Below are 21458 nucleotides of genomic sequence, written 5' to 3' on the forward strand. Positions count from 1 at the left end.
AGATCAGCGTACGCAGCAGGTGGAGCAGGGGTCGGCGTCCGGCAGCGTGATCCACAGGCAGCACGTGCGGCGGCGGTATCCGTCACCGTCGGGCGTGAGCAGCCCGGCCACCGGCGGCCCGATCTCGTCGAGCAGCCGGGCCGCCTCGGCGTACGACCCGAGCGTGAGCAGCGGGTGGGCGAACGCCTCCGCGGTGGAACCCCACAGCGTGCGCTCGCCCACCTTGGTGAGGGTGCCGAGCGCCCTGACGAACGGATACTGGCTCTCCCAAAGCGCCTCCCTGATGGCCGCCGCGAGGTCGGGGACGACGACGGCGCCCTCCGTCCCGGCCAGCGGGTCGCCGGGGAGCACGGCCACGGTCAGCCGCGACGCCGCCACCGTCACACCGGCCGCGGAGGGCCTGACCAGCGTGTCCTCCAGGCGCATCAGCGGCACTCGACGGCCGAGACCCCAGCCCAGGGCCATCGGCATCGTGTGCCAGTAGCCGTAGGTCTTCCACAGCAGCGCCGCCGCCACGTGACGCGGCGCGCTCCAGCGTCCGGCCGTCTCGTCCACCAGCGCGAGCAGGCCGTCGTACGGCTCCCGCACGAGGCCGGCGGCGGGGATCCAGCCGGGGGAGTCGTCGGCGACCAGCCGGGGCAGGACTCCCAGCACGCCGCCCCGCTCCGCCGCGAGGCCTTCCAGATGGTCGGAAAGGGCGTCGAGCAGCACTCCGCACTCCTTGGTGTCAGCGGTGATCTCTGGTGAGGAAGAGCAGCCGGGCCCGCTTGTCCGGCAGGTCGATCTCGGGCCCGAGCGTGAAGCCGGTCCGCAGCATCCGGGCGATCACCTTGTCGTTGCGGGTGTCCGGCTCGGCCACGATCCGGGTGTGGCGCGGGTCGGAGAACGCGTACGCGAGGAGCACGGACAGCAGGGCGGCGGTGAAGCCACGCTCGCCCTCCCCCGCCGCCGGCCCGATGAGCAGGTGGACGCCGAAGTCGCCCGGCTGGACGTCGTAGCACTCCCCGACCGGGTCGGCCTCAGGCTCGTACGTCTGGAACAGCGCCACCGGCCGGTCGTCGCGGTGGACGAGATAGGCGTGGTGGGTGGCGAGACCGTCCAGGTAGCCGTAGATCTCCAGAACCCGCTCGCAGCTCGCGCCGAGCATGCCCCAGAACCGGGCCCGCTCCTCGGTGACCCAGGAGTGGATCAGGCCGGCGTCGGCCTGTGGGTCCACCGGCACGACGCGGAAGGCGCCGAATCCCTCGACCACCTGCTCCCACACGGCCTCGCGCCGTGCGGGGGCCGTGGCCCGTGCGTCAGGGGTCATATCGCTCCTCGGTCTGTGTGTTCCAGGGTCAGCCGGTTCCAGTCCGTGATCACCGGCACGAGTTCGCCGCGCAGCCACAGAGGGTGCTGGTCACGCCGGTGGGGGTCGCCGGGGACGCCGCTCGCGCCGAACGGGACGATCCACAGGCTCCCCTCGCGCCGCGCGAGGTCCCACACGTAGCGCGCCGCCGGGCCCCGGGCGCAGTGATGGGTGACGCCCGGCACGCTCGACGTGGACAGCACACAGTCGTGGTCGCCCGCCAAGCCCGCCTCCATCGGCGCCGCGCCGTCCACAGGGCCCGGGTCGTCCACAGGGGACGAGATCGCAGGGGACGGCAGCGCCCGCCAGGGGGCGAGCCGGTGCAGGTCGCCCCAGCGGACGCCGGTCATTTCGCGGCGTGCTGCCACGTCCTCCAGCGCCGCCCGGGCCAGTTCCGTGATCGCCGCCCGGTCCAGCCCGGGCAGCAGACCGGTCGTCAGCAGGCTCTCCAGGGCGTACGCGACCCGGGGAGCCAGCGCGAGCCACGGCCGGAAGACCTCGGGAGCCCCCGCGTCCAGTCCGGCCAGGGACGCCAGGGCGGGATGGGCCGCCAGGCGGCGCACCACCTCGGCGCGGACCTGCGCGTACGCCGCCGCGTCGGTGCTGCCCGCGTCCATGCGCCGGTCCCAGGCCGACAACCGGTCCCGCAGGCGTACGGCCTCGGGACCGAGCCCGTCCAGCCCGGCCAGCAGGTCGAGAAGAGGGCCGGCGGCGGGCTGCAGGGTGTCGGTGTGGACGGCCGCCATGTCCCCGGCCGACCAGCGCGGCGAGCCGTCGAGCAGGCGGCTGATCCGGCCGGCACGGTAGGGCGGGGCGAACTCGACGCCGAGCGGCGCGGCGATCCCCCGCTCGTTGGCCATGACCGTGATGCCGCGGATGTCACGCCGTGGCATCGGCGCGTGCCGGTCGCGCCATTCGTGGCCGGGCTCCCAGGCGGGCACGGCCCGCAGCAGGTTGTCCGGGTGGCGGACGGGCACCACCCCGGCGACCCGGTGCAGCAGCCCGCCGCCGGTGTCCGCGGCGAGCACGACGTTGACGGGCTCGGCCCAGCGGTCGAGCGCCCGGTCCACGTCGGCCACGGTCTTCGCGCGCAGCAGCGCCGGCAGCGCCGCGAATCCCAGGTCGCGCAGGACCCGAGGCGGATATCGCAGGCTCACCGCCTCCCATACCTGTCCGTGGCCGGTCTCCCCAGGGACGCGGGCGTCCGCCATGACGACCGGGCCGCGCCCGGTCTCGACGACCTCGACCTCGACCGGCGCCTCCCCCGCCACCTCGACGACCTCGACGTGTGCGGCGCAGGGACGCCAGCCGTCAGGCCCCAGCGCCTCGACGCGGCCGTCCACGCGCCAGAGCCGCTCGCGGAAGAGGTCCTGGTAGTCGGCCATGGCGTTGGTGATCGCCCAGGCGACCGAGCCGGCGTGCCCGAAGTGGGGGATGCCCGGGACGCCCGGCACGGCCAGCCCCACCACGTCGAACTCGGGACAGGCCAGGCGGATCTGCTGATAGAAGCCGGGGTCCTCGATGAACCGGTGGGGATCACCCGCGATCAGGGCCGCGCCGGTGGCGGTGCGATCCGCGGGGACCAGCCAGCCGTTGCTCCCGCCCGTGCCCGGCCCGTCGGCCGCGAACAGCGCGACCGCCTCGGGGCCCAGCCGCTCGGCCACCGCCTCGCGCCACAGCTTGGCCGGGAAGTGCGCGAAGAGGATGTGGTGGGACAGCCAGATCGCCATTGGCGTCCAGGGCTCCCACCGTCCCGGCGCGAGCCCGGCCGCGTCGTCTCGTGTCGTGCCGTGCTGTTCTGCGTCGTGCTGTTCCGCGTCGTGCCATGCCGCGTCCGTCGCGGCGAACTCCGGCGCGCGATGCGCCCCTTCGGGGAGTCCGGCGTTGACGCCGTCCACGTAGGCGCTCAGCCAGCGCGCCGTGTCGTCGTCCAGCGCGTGCAGGCAGCGCTCGGCGGTGTCCGCGAGCCGGGCCTGCCGGGCGAAGCGGTCCCACGCAACGGCGTCCGGCCCGAGGATCGCCGCCGACGTGCCGGTCGCCCGGCGCCGCTCGACCTCGATCTGCCAGGCCCGGTCGAGGGCCGTGACACGTCCCTGGGCGAAGGCCAGTTCGTACGGATCGCCGGCGCGCAGGTGGGGGATGCCCCAGGCGTCCCGGTACACCCTGCTCACGACGCCGTCCCCGGCACCCGGCGCGATGCTCCGGTCATCGCGCCGCCGACCCATCCGGAGTGACGGCACGGCGGCGGGCGGCGGGAACGACCAGCGGAGTGCCGGTCTCCGGGTCGTCGATCACCCGGCAGGGCAGCCGGAAGACCTCCTCCACCAGGTCGGCCGTCATGACCTCTCCGGGTGCCCCGGCGGCCACGACCCGGCCGTCGCGCATCGCGATCAGATGGGTGGCGTAGCGGGCGGCGTGGTTGAGGTCGTGGAGCACCGCCACGAGCGTGCGCCCGCGCTCCTCGTGCAGCCGGGCGCACAGGTCGAGGACCTCGATCTGGTGGGCGATGTCCAGGTAGGTCGTCGGCTCGTCCAGGAGCAGCAGCGGCGTCTCCTGCGCCAGCGCCATCGCGATCCACACGCGCTGGCGCTGCCCGCCGGACAGCTCGTCGACCAGGCGTCCGGCCAGGTCGGCGACCCCGGTGGCCTCCATCGACTCGCGCACCACCCGCTCGTCGTCCGCCGACCACTGGCGCAGCAGCCGCTGGTGGGGATAGCGCCCGCGGCCGACCAGTTCGGCGACCGTGATGCCGTCCGGCGCGACGGACGTCTGGGGCAGCAGGCCGAGGGTTCTGGCGACCTTCCTGGCGGGCAGGGAGGTGATGTCCCGCCCGTCGAGCAGCACGGTCCCGGCGGCCGGCCGGAGCGTGCGCGCCAGCGCGCGCAGCAGGGTGGACTTGCCGCAGGCGTTGGGCCCGATGATCACCGTGAAGGACCGGTCGGGGATCGCGACGTCGAGGTTCTCGGCGACGACCCTCTTGTCGTACGAGAGGGTCAGCGCGCTGCCGCTGAGGCGCGGCCCGTCGTCGTGCATGCCCGCAACTCCGTTCCCGTGCCCGCTGGTTTCGTCCGCGATCGTCAGGGTCATATCCGTCCCGCCTTCCGCTGGGCGGCGAGCAGCCAGACGAGGTAGCCGCCGCCGAGCACCCCCGTCACCACGCCGACGGGCAGTTGGTGGCCCGCGAACAGCCGCTGCGCGGCCAGGTCGGCGCCCGTCAGCAGCGCCGCGCCCGTGCACGTCGCGGCGAGCAGGTTCGGCCCGGGCGTCCGGGTCATCCGCCTGGCCAGGTGCGGGGCGGTGAGCGCGACGAACGACACGGGCCCGGCGGTCGCCGCCGCGAGGGAGGTGAGCAGCACGGCCGCCGCCAGCAGGACCAGCCGCAGGCCCTGCACCCGTACGCCGAGGCCGCGTGCCAGGTCGTCGCCCATCTCCGTGATCGCCAGCGGGCGCGCGCAGCCGAGCAGCACCACCGGCGCCAGCACTGCCATCGCGGCGAGCAGTGGGAGGACGTCCTCCCAGCCGCGCCCGTCCAGGCTGCCGGTGAGCCACAGCATGGCCCGCGCCGCCTCCATCAGCCGTCCCCGGGTCAGCAGGTAGCCGTTGACGCCGGTGAGGATCGCGGTGGCGCCGATGCCCACCAGCACGAGGCGGTGTCCGTGCAGGCCGCCGCGCCAGGCCAGCGCGTAGACGACCACTCCGGTGACGACGCCCCCGAGCACCGCGCCGCCCGCGAGCGCCGCGCTGCCGCCTCCCGTGACGACCACCAGGAGCGCGCCCGCCGACGAGCCCTGGGTGAATCCGAGCAGGTCGGGGCTGCCCAGCGGGTTGCGTACGAGCGACTGGAAGACCGCGCCGGCCAGTGCGAGTGCGGCGCCCACGAGCAGCGCGGTGACCACGCGGGGCAGCCGGAGCTCGTGCACGATGAAGTCCTCGGCCGGGCTGCCGCCGCCGAGGACGGTGCGTACGACGTCGGAGGGGCTCATCGGGTAGTCGCCGCCGCCGACCGTGAGCACGCCGAAGACGAGCGCGAGCAGCAGGCAGCCGGCTCCCACGGCGACGGCCCTGAACCGCAGGGGCATACCGCCGGCGATCCTTCGTACGGGCATGGGTCCGACACTCATGCCCGGACCTTCCTTCGCACGAAGTACAGGAACAGTGGGCCGCCCAGCACCGCCGTGACGATGCCCGCCTGCAGCTCGCCCGGCCTGGCCACCAGCCGCCCGAGCACGTCGGCGCCGAGCAGCAGCACGGGCGCGAGCAGCGCGCAGCAGGGGAGCATCCATCGCTGGTCGGGGCCGGTCAGCGCCCGGACGAGGTGCGGCACCATGAGCCCGACGAAGACGATGGGCCCGCAGGCCGCCGTCGCCGCCCCGCACAGCAGCGTCACCGCCACGATGGCGCCCGCCCGGACCCGGGCGGGGTGCGCGCCGAGCGAGCGGGCCGAGTCGTCGCCGAGCGCGAGCGCGTTGAGCGGCCTGGCCAGGGCCAGCGCCAGCAGCAGGCCCGCCGCGACGAACGGCGCCGTCATGGCCGCGGTCTCGCCCTGCGCGCTCGCCAGCGAGCCGACCGTCCAGAAGCGCATGGTCTCCAGCGAGGCCGCGTCGAGCAGCATCGTCCCGTTCACGTACGAGTAGAGCGCGGCGTTGACGGCGGCTCCCGCGAGCGCCAGCCGTGCCGGGGTGGCCGCGCGCCCGCCGCCCACGGCGTACACCAGCACGGACACGGCGGCCGCGCCGGCCAGGGCGAACCAGACGTAGCCCTGGAACGTCGCCACTCCGAAGATCCCGGCGGCCGTGGCCACCGCCGCCGAGGCGCCCGCGTTGATTCCCAGCAGGCCGGGGTCGGCCAGCGGGTTGCGGGTCAGCGCCTGCATGACGCCGCCGGCGACCCCCAGTGCGACTCCGGCGAGCAGCCCGAGGAGGGTGCGCGGCAACCGCATCTGGTGGACGACCGTGTAGGCGGCCGAGTCGGCGTCGAGGAGCCCGTGCCAGACCTCGGCGGGGGAGAGCTGCCGGGCGCCGAGCCCGAGGCTGAGCACGAGGACGGCGGCCAGTGCGATCGCCGAGCCCAGCAGCGCCGCGGCGCGCCGGCCGTTTTCCACGCGTTTTCGCGGTGGCCTCGCAGGCCCGCTGATCTGCGAGGACTCCATGACGACCACGACCGGCTCCGGTGGGGGGCGGGGGGGCGATTTCCACCGCCCCTCTGGACAATAACTTAGGTAAGGGTAACCTAACTAGCGATCAACCCCAAGGCCGGATTCGGCAGAGCCTGCCCCCGTGAGAGAAAGACGAACCGTGCGAAACCTGAACTCCCCCATGTCCCGTCGCGGCCTTTTCGCGACGGGCGGAGCCGCCGTACTCACCCTGGCCCTGGCCGCCTGCGGGTCGAGCGATCCGGCACCCTCCACCGCAGGTCAGAGCGCGAAATCGTGGTCCTTCACCGACGACAGGAAGGAGACGGTCACGGCGGCGGCCGTCCCCTCGCGGATCGTGGCGTTCACCGGGACGGCGGCGGTGCTCGCCGACTACGGCCTGCAGCAGAAGGTCGCCGGCGTCTTCGGTGAGACGAAGCGCGCCGACGGCTCGCCCGAGCCGCAGGCCGGCGACCTCGACGTCGACAAGGTCACGATCCTCGGCAACGTCTGGGGCGAGTTCAACATCGAGAAGTACGCCGCGCTGCGTCCGGAGCTTCTCGTCACGCACATGTACGACCCCGGGGCCCTGTGGTATGTCCCGGACGAGAGCAAGGACAAGATCGTCAAGCTCGCTCCCACGGTGGCCATCAGCGCGGCCCGCGTTCCGATGACCGAGCCGATCGAGCGCTACGCCGCCCTCGCCGAGTCGCTGGGCGCGGACCTCAAGGCCCCCAAGGTCGCCGAGGCCAAGGCCAGGTTCGAGGCCGCCGCCGAGAGCGTGCGCAAGGCGGTCGCCGAGAACCCCGGCATCAGGGTGCTGGCCGCCTCTGGCAGCCCCGACGTGCTGTACGTGTCCAACCCTGAGGTCAACACCGACCTTATGTACTTCGCCCAGCTGGGGGTCGACGTCGTCACGCCGGAAAAGCCCGGCGAGGGCGGCTACTACGAGAACCTGAGCTGGGAGAACGCCGACAAGTACGACGCCGACCTGATCCTGCTCGACAACCGCGGCACCGCGCTGCAGCCCAAGGACCTGACGTCCAAGCCCTCCTGGGTCAAGCTGCCCGCCGTCAAGGCCGGCCAGGTCGCAGGCTGGGACCCCGTGCCGCGCTTCTCGTACGCCGGAGCCGCGCCGATCCTGGAGAACCTGGCGGCCGCGATCCGCGACGCCAAGAAGCTCGCCTGACCACACGTCGGAGAAATCACCCGGGGACACGTGTCGACTCCCAAAAGTTAGGTTCGCCTAACCTAACTTCCAACGGTAAGGATGACAATGACCTATCCCCATGCCGGGGCCGCGCGGCCGTACCTGTTCAACGACCGCACAGTGGAGGGATACCGGCGGGCGATGGCCGAGGGGACCGAGCGGGTGGCCGAGCGGATCCGGCGGGCCGACCGGCCGTTCAGCGGCGTGTCCCCGGAGCGGCTCGCGCCGGAGATCGCCGCGATCGACCTCGAACGGCCGCTGCACGACCACGCCGCCGCCCTCGACGAGCTCGAACGGGTGTACCTGCGCGACGCCGTCTACTTCCACCACCCCCGCTACCTGGCGCACCTCAACTGCCCGGTGGTGATCCCCGCGCTGCTGGGAGAGGCGGTGCTGTCGGCGGTGAACTCCTCGCTCGACACGTGGGACCAGAGCGCGGGCGGCACGCTCATCGAGCGCCGCCTGATCGAGTGGACGGCCGGCCGGATCGGTTTCGGGCCCGCCGCCGACGGCGTCTTCACCAGTGGCGGCACGCAGTCGAACCTCCACGCCCTGCTGCTCGCCCGCGAGGAGGCCAGTGAGGAGGCCCGCGCGAACGTCGGCGCCGTTCCGTCGCGGCTGCGCGTGATCACGTCGGAGGCCGGGCACTTCAGCGTGCGCAAGGCGGCGAACCTGCTCGGGCTCGGGCCCGACGCCGTCGTCACCGTGGAGACCGACGACGAACGGCGGATGCGGCCGGCCGCGCTCGCCCGCGAACTCGACCGCTGCCGCCGCGCCGGGCTGGTGGTCATGGCCGTGGTGGCCACCGCCGGAACCACCGACTTCGGCTCGATCGACCCCTTGCCGGAGATCGCCTCCCTGTGCGAATCGGCCGGGGTGTGGCTGCACGTGGACGCGGCCTACGGCTGCGGGCTGCTGGTCTCCCGCAGACGGCGGCACCTGCTCGACGGGATCGAGCGGGCCGGCTCGGTCACCGTCGACTTCCACAAGTCCTTCTTCCAGCCGGTTAGTTCGAGCGCCGTGCTGGTGCGCGACGGCGCGGCGCTGCGGCACGCGGCCCACCACGCCGACTACCTCAACCCCCGGCGGATGGCCGAGCGGGGGATCCCCAACCAGGTGGACAAGAGTCTGCAGACCACTCGCCGCTTCGACGCGCTCAAGCTCTGGCTGACGCTGCGGGTGATGGGCCCGGACGCGATCGGAGAGCTGTTCGACGAGGTCGTGGACCGTGCGGCCGCATCGTACGACCTGGTCGCGGCGGACCCGCGTTTCGAGGTCGTCACGCGGTCGCCGCTGAGCACGCTGGTCTTCCGCTACCTGCCGCCGGAAGGTCCGGGCCGCAAGCTCGCCGACGACGCGAACCTGTACGCCCGCGAGGCGCTGGCCGCCTCCGGCGAGGCCGTCGTCGCGGGAACCACGGTCGACGGCCGCCACTACCTGAAGTTCACCCTGCTCAACCCGGAGACCACGCTGGACGACGTCGCGCACGTCCTCGACCTCCTCGCCGGACACGCCCAGCGGTACGTGGACGACCTCGCCCCGCCCGCCGACCACCCGGAGGTAACGCATGTCCACTCATGACTTCGTCGCGATCGGGCTGGGGCCGTTCAACCTGGGCCTGGCCTGCCTCGCCGAGCCCATCGCCGAGCTCGACGGGGTGTTCCTGGAGGCGAGGCCCGGCTTCGCCTGGCACCCCGGGATGATGCTCGACTCCGTGACGCTGCAGACTCCGTTCATCGCCGACCTCGTCACGCTCGCCGACCCGACCTCGCCCTACTCCTTCCTCAACTACCTGAAGGAGACCGGCAGGCTGTATCCCTTCTACATCCGCGAGAGCTTCTACCAGCTCCGCGCCGAATACGACGCGTACTGCCGGTGGGCCGCCGCGCGGCTGCGGAGCGTCCGCTTCGGCCACCGGGTGACCTCGGTGACGTACGACGAGGCCGGCGGCCACTACGTCGTACGCGCGGTCACCGACGGGGGCGAGCAGACCGAGCACCGGGCCCCGCACCTCGTGCTCGGCACCGGCACCCCGCCCTACGTGCCGGAGGCCTGCCGGGGCCTCGGCGGCGACCTCGTCCACAACGCCGGCTACCTCGACGCCAAGGCCGCGCTGCAGGCGAAGGAGAGCATCACGATCGTCGGCAGCGGGCAGAGCGCGGCGGAGATCTATCGCGACCTGCTGGCCGGCATCGACACGCACGGCTACCGGCTCAACTGGGTGACCAGGTCGCCGCGGTTCTTCCCGCTGGAATACACCAAGCTGACCCTGGAGATGACCTCCCCCGAGTACGTGGACTACTTCCACGCGCTTCCCGAGGACACCCGCTACCGCCTCGAAGCCGAGCAGAAGGGCCTCTACAAGGGCATCGACGCGGCGCTGATCAACGAGATCTTCGACCTGCTGTACGCCAAGACCGTCGGCGGCCCGATCCCCACCCGGCTGCTGACCTGCACCGAGCTGCGCGAGGCGGCCTACGACGCCGGCCGGGGCGAATACACGCTCGGGCTGCGCCACGCGGAGCAGGAGCGCGACTTCACGCTCGTCACCCAGGGGCTCGTGCTGGCCACCGGCTACCGCTACGAGCCCCCCGCCTTCCTCGACCCCGTACGCGACCGGATCCGGTGGGACCGGCACGGCCGGTTCGACGTGGCCAGGAACTACAGCGTCGACGTCACCGGCCGGGGGATCTTCGTGCAGAACGGCGCCACCCACGCCCACAGCGTCACCTCCCCCGACCTCGGCATGGGCCCCTATCGCAACTCGTGGATCATCGGCCAGATCCTGGGCCGGGAGCACTACCCGATAGAGAAGGCCATCGCCTTCCAGGAGTTCGGCGCGCCCGAGGGCGTGGTGGCATGAGCGCGATTCTCTTCCGCCGTACGGACGCCCGGGTCGGCGAGCTCGCCGTACGCCGGCTCGACCCGCGGGCCGACGCGCCCGCCGTGCACGCCTGGGTCACCCACCCGAAGGCGGTGTTCTGGATGATGCAGGACGCCGACGTCGCCCGCGTGGAGAAGGAGTATCGCGAGATCGTCGGACACCCGCACCGCGACGCGTTCCTCGGGCTGATGAACGGCCGCCCGGCCTTCCTGGCCGAGCGCTACGACCCCGCCCGGGTCGAGCTGGCGGGCCGCTACGACGCCGAGGAGGGCGACGTCGGCATGCACTTCCTGTGCGCGCCCGCCGAGACCCCGATCCACGGCTTCACCCTTGCCGTGATCACCACGGTCATGGAGCTGCTGTTCGCCGATCCCGCGACCCGGCGGGTGGTGGTCGAGCCCGACGTGCGCAACACGGCGGTGCACGCGCTCAACGCGGCCGTCGGCTTCGAGGTCGTCGGCACCGTCGCCAAGCCGGAGAAGGACGCGCTGCTGAGCGTCTGCACCCGGGAGCGGTTCCTGGCGGCGACCCGGGAGGCGACGGCGTGAACCCCATCCAGGCGGTCTCCCACCTCACTCCGGCCACGTGGGAGAAGGCCAACCGGCGGCTGGTGCGCAAGGCGCTCGCCGAGTTCGCCCACGAGCGGCTGCTCACCCCGCGCCCGCTCGGCGACGGCCGGTTCGCCGTGCGCGGCGACGACTCGGAGTATCGCTTCACCGCGACCGTGATGTCCCTCGACCACTGGCGCATCGGCGAGGTCACCCGCCACGGGTCCTCCGGCGAGCCCCTGCAGCTCGACGCGCTGGGGTTCGTCACCGAGATGCGCCGCCCGCTCGGGCTGAGCGACGAGGTCCTCCCGGTCTACCTGGAGGAGATCGCCTCCACGCTGGCGAGCCTCGCGTACAAGCTGAGCCGGCCGCCGATCGGCGCGGCCGAGCTGGCGAAGGCCGGCTTCCAGGAGATCGAGGCCGCCATGACCGAGGGCCACCCGTGCTTCGTGGCCAACAGCGGCCGGATCGGCTACGGGATCGACGACCACCACCGGTACGCTCCCGAGGCCGCCGCACCCATAAGGCTGATCTGGCTGGCCGCCCATCGCGACCACACCACGTTCACCTGCTCGCGCGACATCGACTACGAGCGGCTGATGCGCGGCGAACTGGGCGAGGAGGTCCTGGCCCGCTTCGCGGGCACGCTGGCCGGCCTGGGGCTCGACATGGCCGACTACCTGCTCGTGCCGGTGCACCCCTGGCAGTGGTGGAACCGGATCTCGGTGACGTTCGCGGCGGAGGTCGCCGAGCGGCGGCTGGTCTGCCTGGGCCACGGCGACGACGAGCACCTCGCCCAGCAGTCGGTGCGCACGTTCTTCAACGCGAGCGACCCGTCCAGGCACTACGTCAAGACGGCCCTGTCGGTGCTGAACATGGGCTTCATGCGGGGCCTGTCGGCGGCCTACATGGAAGGCACCCCGGCGATCAACGACTGGCTCGCCGACCTGATCGGGAACGACGACGTCCTGCGCGCGACCCGGCTGACGGTCATTCGCGAGCGGGCGGCCGTCGGCTACCGCAACCGCCGGTTCGAGGCGGCCACCGACCGCCACTCGCCCTACCGGAAGATGCTGGCGGCGCTGTGGCGGGAGAGCCCGGTCGCGGGCCTGGAGCCGGGCCGGCGCCTGGCCACGATGGCCTCCCTGCTGCATACCGATCACGAAGGGCGGTCGTTCACGGCGGCGCTGATCGAGCAGTCGGGCCTCGCCCCCGAGGTCTGGCTGCGGCGCTACCTCGACGCGTACCTCGTCCCGCTGCTGCACGCCTTTTACGCCTACGACCTGGCGTTCATGCCGCACGGCGAGAACGTCATCCTGGTCCTCGACGGCGGCGCGGTGGAACGGGTGATCTTCAAGGACATCGCCGAGGAGATCGTGGTGATGGACCCGGACGCGGACCTGCCGCCCGAGGTCCGGCGGATCCGCGCCGAGGTGCCCGAGGAGCACCGGCTGCTGTCGATCTTCACCGACGTCTTCGACTGCTTCCTGCGCTTCCTCAACGCGGTGCTCGCCACGGAGGGCGTGCTCGACGAGGACGCCTTCTGGCGGACCGTCGCCGAGTGCGCGGCGGCCTACCAGCGGTCGGTGCCGCACCTCGCGGACCGGTTCCTGCGCTACGACCTGTTCGCGGAGATGTTCCCCCTGTCGTGCCTCAACCGCCTGCAACTGCGCGACAACCGGCAGATGGTGGACCTGACCGACCCGTCGGCCGCGCTGCAGATGGCCGGCGAGCTGGTCAATCCCATCGCCCGCTTCGCCCAGGTTCGCGGGCGAATCTGAGCGCGGCCTACGCCGGGGCGTAGGTGAGGCAGTCGGCCTCGTCCTGGGAGTAGCCGATGTCGATGCCGGGCGCCTGGCATTCCAGCGCCACGTTGTGCCGGCAGTCGGACATCTTGCAGGCGCCCACCCGGCCCACGGTCGCCTGGTCGCCCCCCTGCGCGGGCGCGGTGAAGAACGTGTCGCAGTGCGCGTGTGACGCGTCTCCGACCGTGATCGCGGTGGCGTGGCACGTGCGGTCACGGTTGTAGGCGCACGAGGTGGCCTCGCAACGGTTCACGACAGGCATTTCCATGAGCGGCTGTCCCCCCTGACGGTCGCGGCTTTCGTCCTGGCTCATACCGTCGGCGAGCAGGTCGGCAATCCCCGCCGCGGTCCCAGACTCGGCCAAGCCACGACAGAAGGGTCAGTGCAGCAGCTCCTCGGCCACGGCGAGGAGCTTCAGGGCGGTCGGGTCGGCGGCCCCGCCGCCTCGCGGCACCCGGTCGGAGATCCGCTGCAGCAGCACGTGGACGTCGTCGCCGCCGGGCGCGGGGAGCGCCGCCTCGGCCCGCCGCAGCCGCAGCAGAAGCTCCAGCCCGTACGCGGCCTGGGCGGCGAGCAGCGCGAGAAGGTCCACGTCGGCGAGATCCCCGCGCCAGGTGGCGGACCTGTCGAGCACCTCCAGCACACCGATGCAGCTCTCCTGCCGGATGACCGGCGCCGCCATGATGCTGCGGGGGACATACCCGGTGGACTCCGCGGCGTCGTGGGCGAACTGCGGCACCGCGGCCACCTCGTCGGCGATCATCGGCTGGCCGCTCGCCGCGACCCAGCCCGCGATGCCCGTGCCGGCCGGGAAGCGCGTCCCGACCAGGTGCTGCTCCCCCTCGCCCGACACGGCCTCGAAGACCAGCTCGCCGGTCCCCTGGTCCACCAGGAAGACCGACGCCGCGGCCGAGGCGAAGACGTGCCGGGCGACCTCGACGGTGGACTGCAGCAGCTTGCGCTCGGTGATTTCGCTGTCGGAGCGCCGTTCATGCACGGACATGCGCGCCTCCCTTGGATGCGACGACGTTGCTGGCGGCCAGGTAGAGCACGGACTTGAGCTGGAAGGGGGTCATCCACCGGTGCCTGCTCAGGATGAGCGCGCAGATCCCGGTGATGTGCGGCGCGGCGAAGCTGTTCCCGGTGCTGCGGATCTCCCTGCCGCGGCGCCAGGCCACGGGGACCCGGACGCCCCGGGCGAGGAACTCGGCCGGCGGCGCGGGGTTGTAGTAGTAGGTCATCGGGTCGGGTTCGTCATGACTGGCCACCGAGATGACCGAGGAGAAGGTCCAGGGGAAGCTGACCACGGGCATGTTGTGGGCCGAGGCCACCAGCAGGCAGCGCCGGAAGTACGCGCGGTCGGCCAGCTCGTGCAGCGCGGGCAGATACTGGCTTCTGGTGGTCGACAGACTGAGGTTGACGAGGTCGAACCCCTCCTCGACGGCCCAGCGCAGCCCGGCCAGGAGGGCGGCGCCGCTGCCGGAGCGCCCGTCGGTCAGCACCCGCACCGAGGTCAGCGAGACGGCCGGGGCGATCGAGCGGATCACACCGGCGCACGCGGTCCCGTGCCCCACCGGGTCCACCGGGTCGCAGTCGACGACCGTCAGGTCCTCGCCGTCGGCGACCACCAGCGAACGCTCCAGGCCGCCGACCCGCGGGTGACCGGCGTCCACGCCGGTGTCGAGCACGCAGACGCGCACGCCCGCCCCGTCGGCGCGGCCCGCTCCGTCGCCGTCCGCGCCGCCGTCTCCACTCGCGCCGTCTCCACCCCAGGCCCACTCCCTGGTGACGTCCTCCAGGCGGCTCACGCCGAACTCCTCCGGGGCCAGCCGGGAGGTCGCCAGGCTCCAGGCAGGCACGCCGGGGAAGTGCTCGCGCCGCTCCCGGCGCCATGGGGGCTGCGTCACGGTCGCCTCTCCTCCTCGATCCACCGGCGTACGCGCCGGGCGGGCAGCTCCGCTCCCTTGGCCGCGTAGTCGCGCAGCGCGCGGGCGGCGGCCCGGTCCGCCGCGCCGGGGCGCCCGGCCGAGCGGTGCACCTCCGCCAGGTCGGCCAGCACGTCCCCGCGCAGGCAGGGGTCGTCGGTGCCGGCCAGCAGCTCCTCCGCCCGGGCGGCGAGGGCGCCGGCCGCGCCGTGGTCGCCGTCGAGGGCCGAGACCCGGGCGCTCAGCGCGAGAAGGGTCAGCTCGCCGCGGGCCTGCAGCCGTCCGCCCGCATCCCGCAGCCGGTCCAGCTCCCGCGCGGCCTCGGGGTGACGCCCCTGCCGGAGCAGCTCGCGGGCGGCGTAGAGCTCCAGCGTCCTGGCCGGCGCGGACTGGCCCGCCCGGTGGAGGTCCGCCGCCGCCCTGCGGAACAGCGCCTCCGCCTCGGCGTGCCGGTCGACGAGCGACTCCACCAGTCCGCGCACCTGGAGGACCGCGGTCGCCGCGAGGCCGAGATGGAGGTCGCCGGCGTGCCGCTCGGCTCTGTCGAGGACGGCCCTGGCGGCGGTGACGTAACCGGCCAGCGCGAGCAGCCGCGCCTCGGTGACCAGGACGGGCAGGAGTATCGCCCGGTCGGCGCGGAACCTGGCCGAAACCCCGACGCACAGGCTCAGCCCCTCCGACAGCGGCGTGGGGGACCACTGCGCCAGCTCGCAGAGCCCGCTGAGCAGGCGGTTCTCCTCATATCTGTCGCCGAGGGAGCGGGCCCGGGCCAGGGCGTCGCGCAGCGCCGCCTCGGCCGCGCCGAACCGGCCCTCGCCGATCCGCACCAGCGCCTCCAGATGGTGGAAGCGGCACCAGCCGAGGTCGTCGCCGGGGTCGGCCGCCAGCAGTTCGCGGAACGGCTCGGCCGACGCGGGCCGGGTGCCGAAGCGCACCGCCAGCGTCTCGCGCTGGATGGCGCAGGTGAGCCGGCCCCGCCGGTCGTCCGGCAGCATCCGCTCGGCCACGTCCAGCGCGGCGTACGGCCGGTCGGACTCGCCGCGGGCCAGCCCGGCGTCGCAGATGCGCACCGCCAGCACCCGGTGCTCGGCGTGGCCGGCCGGCAGCAGGTCGCGTCCCCGCTCCAGCAGGGCGATGGCGGCGGGCAGGTCCTTGCGGTGCAGCGCCTGGGTGCCCTCGCCCACCAGGGCACGGGCGGCCCGCTCGGTGAGCGCGGGCAGCAGCGGGTCGTCCGGCCGCACCTCGCGCTTGAACAGGCAGGCGGTCTCCAGGTGATGGGCCAGGTCGCCGTGCGAGCTCTCCTCTCCGGCACGGGCCGAGAGGGCGGCGCGGGACGCCGGGGCGACGCCGGCCCGGACGGCGATCCGGTCGGCGAGGGCCAGATGCCAGGTGGCCCGCAGGTCCTTGCGGGTCATGGCGTAGACCGTGTCCCGGGTCAGCGTCTGGGTGAAGCGGAACGACCCCGGCGCCTCCCCGCGCCGGACCATGCGCGTGCGGATGAGGCGTCCGAGCAGCTCGTCGACGTCGAGCCGGGCCTGCGGCTCGGCCGCGCAGAGCACGCCGAGCTGGTCGCGGGTGAAGACGTGGCCGATCGTCGCGGCGCGCTCGAGCACGTCGCGCTCCCCCTCGTCGAGCAGGTCCAGGCGCGCGCCGAGCAACGCCTGGATGGTGGGCGGCAGCGGGGCGTCCTCCCCCTCCTCGGCCAGTGTCTCCAGCAGCAGCTCGGCGAACAGCGGGTTGCCGTCGGAGCTCCGCGCGACCCGCCGGCACAGGGCCGGGCCGGCCATGTCGTGGGCGGCCACCTCGGCCTCCGGCAGCCGGTGTGCGGCCAGCTCGGCGACCAGCCGTTCCATCTGCGCCGCGTCGAGCGCCCCCAGCTCGAACGCGACGGCGCGCGCCGCGTCGTCCCCCCAGGCGGGCCGGGCCTCCAGCAGCTCGGGCCTGGCCACCCGTACGACCAGGACGGGCACGTCGGCGAGCCACGCCGCGAGGTCGTCGATCAGGCCGAGCAGGGTCGGCTCGGCCCAGTGCAGGTCCTCCCAGACCGCCACCAGCGGGCCGCGCCGGGCCAGCGCCTCGAACAGCGCGCGCACCGCCCGTGAGATCTCCTCGACGCCCGCGTCCTCGCCGGTGCGCGGCGCGCGCGAGGCGTCGGCGGTCGCCAGGCCCCGCAGGGTGGAGCGGCTCGACGCCTCCAGTGCCGGCTGGATGTCCCGCCAGTCGTCGCCGAGGGACTCGACCATCTCCACGATGGGGCGATAGGTGATCCCCGCGCCGTACGAGCGGCACCTGCCGGTGATCACGGTGGCCTCGGCGGGCAGCTCGTGGACGAAGTCGCGTACGAGCCGGGACTTGCCGATGCCCGGTACGCCGAGCACGGTCACCACCCGGCTCCGGCGGTCCCGCACCGCCTCGCGGTACGCCGTCCGGAGCCGCCCGATCTCCTCGGCGCGGCCGATGAGCGGGATCTGGTCGTCGTCGTGGCCGGTGTCCGGCTCCAGCGAGGTCACCCGCCAGGCCCGCACGGGGTTGCTCTTGCCCTTCAACGTGAGCGGCGGCACGGGTTCGAGCCGCGCCTGAGCGCGGACCATGCGCGCGACCTCGTCTCCGACGAGGATCTCGCCGACGCCCGCGGCCGACTGCAGGCGGGCGGCCGTGTTGACGGTGTCGCCGATGACGCGCAGGTCGGCTCCCGGAGTGGCGATGACCACCGCCTCCCCGGCGCTCACGCCGCAGTGCACGTCGAGCCGGATGCCGTGCGTCGGGGCCAGCTCTTCGCTCAGCTCGCGCACCCGCTGCAGCGCGGCGTGCGCGGCGCGGACCGCCCGGAGCGCGTCGTCCTCGCGGCCGGTGGGGATGCCGAAGGCGGCCATGATCGCATCCCCGATGTACTTCTCCACCACGCCGCCGTGCTCCTTGATGCCGGAGGTGCACGCCTGGTAGTAGCGGTCGAGGACGTCCCGGAGGAGCTCGGGATCGAGCCGTTCTGCGAGCTCCGTCGAGCCGACCAGGTCGATGAAGACGACGACGACGTTCCGGCGCGCAGGGCGGGCCGCCCCGGCGCTCATACGAGTTTGAGCTCCTGTCCCTCGACCTCGCCGGCCGCCGCGTCCAGGCGGATCTTGATCGAGTTGAGCAGCTCGACCTCCGGCCTGCTCAGCTCGGCGAACACCTGCCGCTGCCGCTCGTTGAGCAGGTCCACCGGGTGGCCCGCCTCGCGCAGGGCCGTCAACGGGTCGAACGGCGCCTGCCCGCCCTGAACCTCGCGGCTGTTCATCGGCCACCTCCTGGTCGTGCGGGGGCCTGTCGGCCACAGTGGTACGCCGCCAACGGTAAGGACGGAGGGTTCAGGGCCAGTATGGCGACGCCATGCCCACGCCATACTGGGCCCGATCAGGCCTGGTCCCGCCGCCTATACCGGCTCCATACCGCGTCCCTACCGTCGCGGCGGCCATGGCTCTTCCGGGCCGGCTCCTGTTCGGCCCGGCCGCGCCCTCAGCGGTTCCGGTCTCCGCGAAGCTCGGCCGCGAACCGGTGGGCGAGCGGCGACATCGCGTACGACAAGGAGTGGGCGATTACCTCGGCGTCGGTCTCTACCTGCGGGATCGACAGGACACCGGCCTCCAGCAGGGACTCGATGACCCGTTCGCCCGGCCCCTCGGTGCCGTCCAGCGCCGCGACGAGCTCCTCGTGCCCGAAGACCGGGCCGTCGAGCGCGCCCAGGGCGAGGAACGCGGCGCGGTGCGGCCACGACGGGTGGGCGTAGGACTCCTCGAACCGCCGGCGCAGCGACACGTCCCCCGCGACGAACTCGTCCAGCACGTTCTCGATCCGTTCCAGCCGTTCGGCCAGCAGGCCGAGCGGCAGGTGCCGCAGCCCGGCGAGGCGGCCCCCGAGCAGGCGCAGGACCAGGGGCGACAGCCCGCACCTGCGGAATATCCCCAGGGCGGCGGGCAGATCCCCGGCCACCCGGTCGCGGCCGATCAACCGGCCCAGGAACTCGACTCCCTCCCTTGTGGACAGGTCTTCGAGATCGATCCTGGCCACCGACTCCAGCCCGCTGAGCCTGCTCCGGCTCGTCACCAGGACCCTGCTCGACGTGGTGCCGGGAAGCAGCATGCGGACGGTCGACTCGTCCGGCGAGTCGTCCAGGACCAGCAGGATCTTCCGGTCGGCGAGCCACGACCGCCAGACGGAGGCCAGCACGTCGTCCTCGCGCACGCCGGCGACCTCCAGCCCGACGCCCTCCAGGATCTCCCGCTGGACGTCCGCGGCCGGGCTGGGCACGCCGTGGCGCCGCAGCGGGATGACCACGGCGCCGTCCGGATAGCGGGGGGCCAGCATGTGCGCGACGTGCACGGCGAGGGCGGTCTTGCCGGCGCCGAGCCCGCCCGCGATCACCGTGACGGCCGCGGGCTCGTCCAGGATGCGCCGCACCTCCGTCTCCCGGCCCACGAAGTCGTCGATGTCGCGGGGCAGCCGGTTCGCCAGGGCGCGTACGGACCGGGGGCGGGCGGCGCCGGCCAGGCCGGGGAGACGCGCGGGCGGGGATCCGTCACCGCGGAGGATGGCCTGGTAGAGCTGCCTGATCATCGGGCTGGGATCGATGCCCATCTCGGCGGCGAGGTGCCGGCGCAGGCCCTCGAAGTGGGCCAGGGCCTCGGCGGCCCGCCCGCACCGCGACAGCGCGGTCATCCTGGCCGCGGCCACGCGCTCGCGGGCGGGGAACCGCGCGGCGACGACGTCGAGGGAGCCCAGGGCCTCGACGCAGCGGCCCAGCTCGATCTCCAGCTCGACCCAGTCCTCGTAGATCGACAGGAAGAGCTCGGTGAAGCGGCCCACCTCGGCGGCCACATGCGGGACGTGGCAGAACTCCTCGAGCGGCCGTTCGCGCCACATGCCGACGGCGTCGCCCAACAGCGCGGCGGCGGTCGCGAGGTCTCCGCTCCGGACGGCGGCACGCCCCGACCTGCCCAGTTCCAGGAAACGCAGCAGGTCGAGCTCCTCGCGATCGGCGTTGATGCGGTAGCCCCAGCCCTGGAAGCTGATCCGGTCGCCCACGATCTTGCGGAGCGCGGACATGTAGACCTGGAGGTTCTTGCGGGCCGTACGCGGCGGGGTCTCGCCCCACAACGAGTCGATCAGCTGGTCCGACGGGATGACCGCGTTCGCGTGGCACAGGAGTATCGCCAGGAGGAGCCGTTGTTTCGGAGCGCCGATGACGGCCCTGCGGCCCGCGACGCGGACCTCCAGCGAACCGAGAATCGAGCAGTGCAGTCGCGGCGAGCTCACGTCACCCATGGCGCTTTCCTTGGTCGCGGCCTGCGCGGCGGCCTCGGTCACGGGCGGGAGCCGCGTGTCCGAGTGCCCAGCAGGAGGAAGTCGACGAGTTCGAGGGGATCCGGAGGTCCGGCGTTCTCCAGGGCCGCCAGGTGGAGCGTCCTGATCGCGAGCGCGACGGCCGTGGAGACCGCGCGTCCCCCGGCCTTCGCCTCGAACCAGCGCCAGTCGCCGTCGGTGTTGACCTCGAGGAACACCACCTCGCCCGCGCTGAGCAGCAGGTCGAAGGCGCCGTAGGTCAACCCCCACAGGCTCGCGAGCCTGCGTACGGCGTCGGCCGCCGCGGGCGGGGCCGTGACCGGCGTGACCGTGACCTCGGCCTCCTCCCGCCACGGCGAGTCGGGGGCGCGCTTGCCGACCGCGTACGCGTGCACGGCCCCGGCGACGTGGTAGACCCGCAGCTCGGCGTCGTGCTCGATGTGTTCCTGCACGATGACCGGATGGTCGAGGGCGGGCCGGCGCAGGACCTCCGCATGTGCCGCGACCTCGGGGAGCACCCCGGTCAGGAGCCCGGGAGAGGTCTCGACGAAGTGCTCCCCGACGACCTTGACCACGACCCTGCGGCCGGGCATCGCGGCGGCGGCCTCCGCCGGAGCGGTGGTGACGACCGTCCGGGGGACGCGGATGCCGGCGGCCGCGGCCCCGGCGAGCTGCTCCAGACGGCCGGGACGGTCGCCGGGCAGGCGCGCCGGCGCGAGCGAGCAGAGCTGGCGGACGAACGCGTGCCAGGACTCGGCCCGCAGGAGGGTCTGTGCGGCGTCCGCCGCCGCGGGCATGGCCCGGGGGGAGAAGTGACGCGCCCAGACGACGGTCGGAGCGATGCGGCGGCCGTCCAGGTCGAGCACGCAACGGGTGCGGTCGTGCCCGGCCCCGCCGGTCACCGTGGCGGACAGCCGCAGCGTGGCCACGCTCTCGGCGTCGACGCGTACGCTCGGCACGCCGAGGTGGTGCAGGGTGTCCTGGAGGACGGCGAACTCGCCGCAGCCCGCGCGGTCGGCCAGCACGACGCAGGGTGCGGCGTCCGCGGCCGGCCCGGTCTCCGGGAGCCGCCACGACACCGAGCCCGGCGAGCCGCGCAGGTCGACGGTGAGGGGAGGGCCGCACGACCGGCCGGGACCGGCCTGACCCGGGACGCCGGTGGCGCTCACCAAGGCGTGACCGCAGTCGTGCGCGGTCCGAATCCGTCACCTCGCACCGGTGAGGCTTCCACCGGCATCATTTTCGTGATCACGCCCATATCCCACAAGTCAACGGTGGCTCCGGTTTG

At 73.4% G+C, this 21458-nt stretch carries 18 protein-coding genes; 5 read left to right on the forward strand and 13 right to left on the reverse strand.

Annotated features, from left to right (window positions below; translation table 11 throughout):
• Window positions 1-3: 3 nt before the first annotated feature.
• Genes ABZ860_RS22130 through ABZ860_RS22155 form a run of 6 tightly spaced genes read right to left on the reverse strand, consistent with a single transcriptional unit; the run spans window position 4 to window position 6449 of the window.
• Window positions 4-711: a (2Fe-2S)-binding protein gene (locus tag ABZ860_RS22130; RefSeq protein ID WP_357222917.1), complete on the reverse strand. Its 708-nt coding sequence runs from the start codon at window positions 709-711 to the stop codon at window positions 4-6.
• Between the two features lie 16 nt (window positions 712-727).
• Window positions 728-1309 (reverse strand): GNAT family N-acetyltransferase, encoded by a 582-nt coding sequence (locus ABZ860_RS22135; protein WP_357222920.1) that lies wholly within the window; start codon window positions 1307-1309, stop codon window positions 728-730.
• Complete coding sequence (locus ABZ860_RS22140; RefSeq protein WP_357222922.1) at window positions 1306-3519, reverse strand: penicillin acylase family protein; 2214 nt, start codon at window positions 3517-3519, stop codon at window positions 1306-1308. Before ABZ860_RS22140 ends, ABZ860_RS22135 begins: the two co-directional genes overlap by 4 nt.
• Before the next feature lie 34 nt (window positions 3520-3553).
• Window positions 3554-4381, reverse strand: a complete 828-nt coding sequence (locus ABZ860_RS22145) for an ABC transporter ATP-binding protein (RefSeq protein WP_357223005.1) — start codon at window positions 4379-4381, stop codon at window positions 3554-3556.
• Window positions 4382-4431: 50 nt separating this feature from the next.
• Window positions 4432-5469: an iron chelate uptake ABC transporter family permease subunit gene (locus ABZ860_RS22150; protein WP_357222925.1), complete on the reverse strand. Its 1038-nt coding sequence runs from the start codon at window positions 5467-5469 to the stop codon at window positions 4432-4434.
• Window positions 5466-6449, reverse strand: coding sequence for an iron chelate uptake ABC transporter family permease subunit (locus ABZ860_RS22155; protein ID WP_357222928.1), 984 nt, complete (start codon window positions 6447-6449; stop codon window positions 5466-5468). The genes ABZ860_RS22150 and ABZ860_RS22155 overlap by 4 nt, the downstream gene beginning before the upstream one ends.
• Before the next feature lie 193 nt (window positions 6450-6642).
• Here ABZ860_RS22155 and ABZ860_RS22160 point away from each other — a divergent pair, with 193 nt between their 5' ends.
• The 5 genes from ABZ860_RS22160 to ABZ860_RS22180 all read left to right on the forward strand — a co-directional run bounded on the left by ABZ860_RS22160 (window position 6643) and on the right by ABZ860_RS22180 (window position 12902).
• Complete coding sequence (locus tag ABZ860_RS22160; RefSeq protein WP_357222931.1) at window positions 6643-7668, forward strand: ABC transporter substrate-binding protein; 1026 nt, start codon at window positions 6643-6645, stop codon at window positions 7666-7668.
• Window positions 7669-7830: 162 nt separating this feature from the next.
• Window positions 7831-9270 (forward strand): aspartate aminotransferase family protein, encoded by a 1440-nt coding sequence (locus tag ABZ860_RS22165; RefSeq protein WP_357223007.1) that lies wholly within the window; start codon window positions 7831-7833, stop codon window positions 9268-9270.
• Window positions 9257-10552, forward strand: coding sequence for a SidA/IucD/PvdA family monooxygenase (locus ABZ860_RS22170; protein ID WP_357222934.1), 1296 nt, complete (start codon window positions 9257-9259; stop codon window positions 10550-10552). Before ABZ860_RS22165 ends, ABZ860_RS22170 begins: the two co-directional genes overlap by 14 nt.
• Complete coding sequence (locus ABZ860_RS22175; protein ID WP_357222937.1) at window positions 10549-11121, forward strand: GNAT family N-acetyltransferase; 573 nt, start codon at window positions 10549-10551, stop codon at window positions 11119-11121. The genes ABZ860_RS22170 and ABZ860_RS22175 overlap by 4 nt, the downstream gene beginning before the upstream one ends.
• The gene (locus ABZ860_RS22180) at window positions 11118-12902 is read left to right on the forward strand and encodes an IucA/IucC family siderophore biosynthesis protein (protein WP_357222939.1); all 1785 of its coding nucleotides are present in this window, start codon (window positions 11118-11120) and stop codon (window positions 12900-12902) included. Before ABZ860_RS22175 ends, ABZ860_RS22180 begins: the two co-directional genes overlap by 4 nt.
• 7 nt (window positions 12903-12909) lie before the next feature.
• On the opposite strand, the gene ABZ860_RS22185 is transcribed toward ABZ860_RS22180, so the two are convergent.
• The 7 genes from ABZ860_RS22185 to ABZ860_RS22215 form a co-directional block, all read right to left on the reverse strand.
• Complete coding sequence (locus ABZ860_RS22185; RefSeq protein WP_357222941.1) at window positions 12910-13194, reverse strand: DUF1540 domain-containing protein; 285 nt, start codon at window positions 13192-13194, stop codon at window positions 12910-12912.
• Window positions 13195-13305: 111 nt separating this feature from the next.
• Window positions 13306-13929, reverse strand: a complete 624-nt coding sequence (locus ABZ860_RS22190; RefSeq protein WP_357222944.1) for a GAF domain-containing protein — start codon at window positions 13927-13929, stop codon at window positions 13306-13308.
• Complete coding sequence (locus ABZ860_RS22195; RefSeq protein WP_357222947.1) at window positions 13916-14833, reverse strand: S8 family serine peptidase; 918 nt, start codon at window positions 14831-14833, stop codon at window positions 13916-13918. The genes ABZ860_RS22190 and ABZ860_RS22195 overlap by 14 nt, the downstream gene beginning before the upstream one ends.
• Window positions 14830-17919: an adenylate/guanylate cyclase domain-containing protein gene (locus tag ABZ860_RS22200; protein WP_357222951.1), complete on the reverse strand. Its 3090-nt coding sequence runs from the start codon at window positions 17917-17919 to the stop codon at window positions 14830-14832. Before ABZ860_RS22200 ends, ABZ860_RS22195 begins: the two co-directional genes overlap by 4 nt.
• Window positions 17916-18128, reverse strand: a complete 213-nt coding sequence (locus ABZ860_RS22205) for an aroma-sacti cluster domain-containing protein (protein ID WP_357222953.1) — start codon at window positions 18126-18128, stop codon at window positions 17916-17918. The genes ABZ860_RS22200 and ABZ860_RS22205 overlap by 4 nt, the downstream gene beginning before the upstream one ends.
• A gap of 218 nt (window positions 18129-18346) precedes the next feature.
• Window positions 18347-20152, reverse strand: a complete 1806-nt coding sequence (locus ABZ860_RS22210) for a BTAD domain-containing putative transcriptional regulator (RefSeq protein WP_357222956.1) — start codon at window positions 20150-20152, stop codon at window positions 18347-18349.
• A 38-nt stretch (window positions 20153-20190) separates the two neighbouring features.
• A complete protein-coding gene (locus ABZ860_RS22215; protein ID WP_357222959.1) occupies window positions 20191-21342 on the reverse strand; it encodes a hypothetical protein in 1152 nt (383 codons plus the stop codon).
• Window positions 21343-21458 lie beyond the last annotated feature (116 nt).

The organism is Microbispora sp. NPDC046973 (genome assembly GCF_040644495.1).
In the GTDB taxonomy this organism is placed as follows: Bacteria; Actinomycetota; Actinomycetes; order Streptosporangiales; family Streptosporangiaceae; genus Microbispora.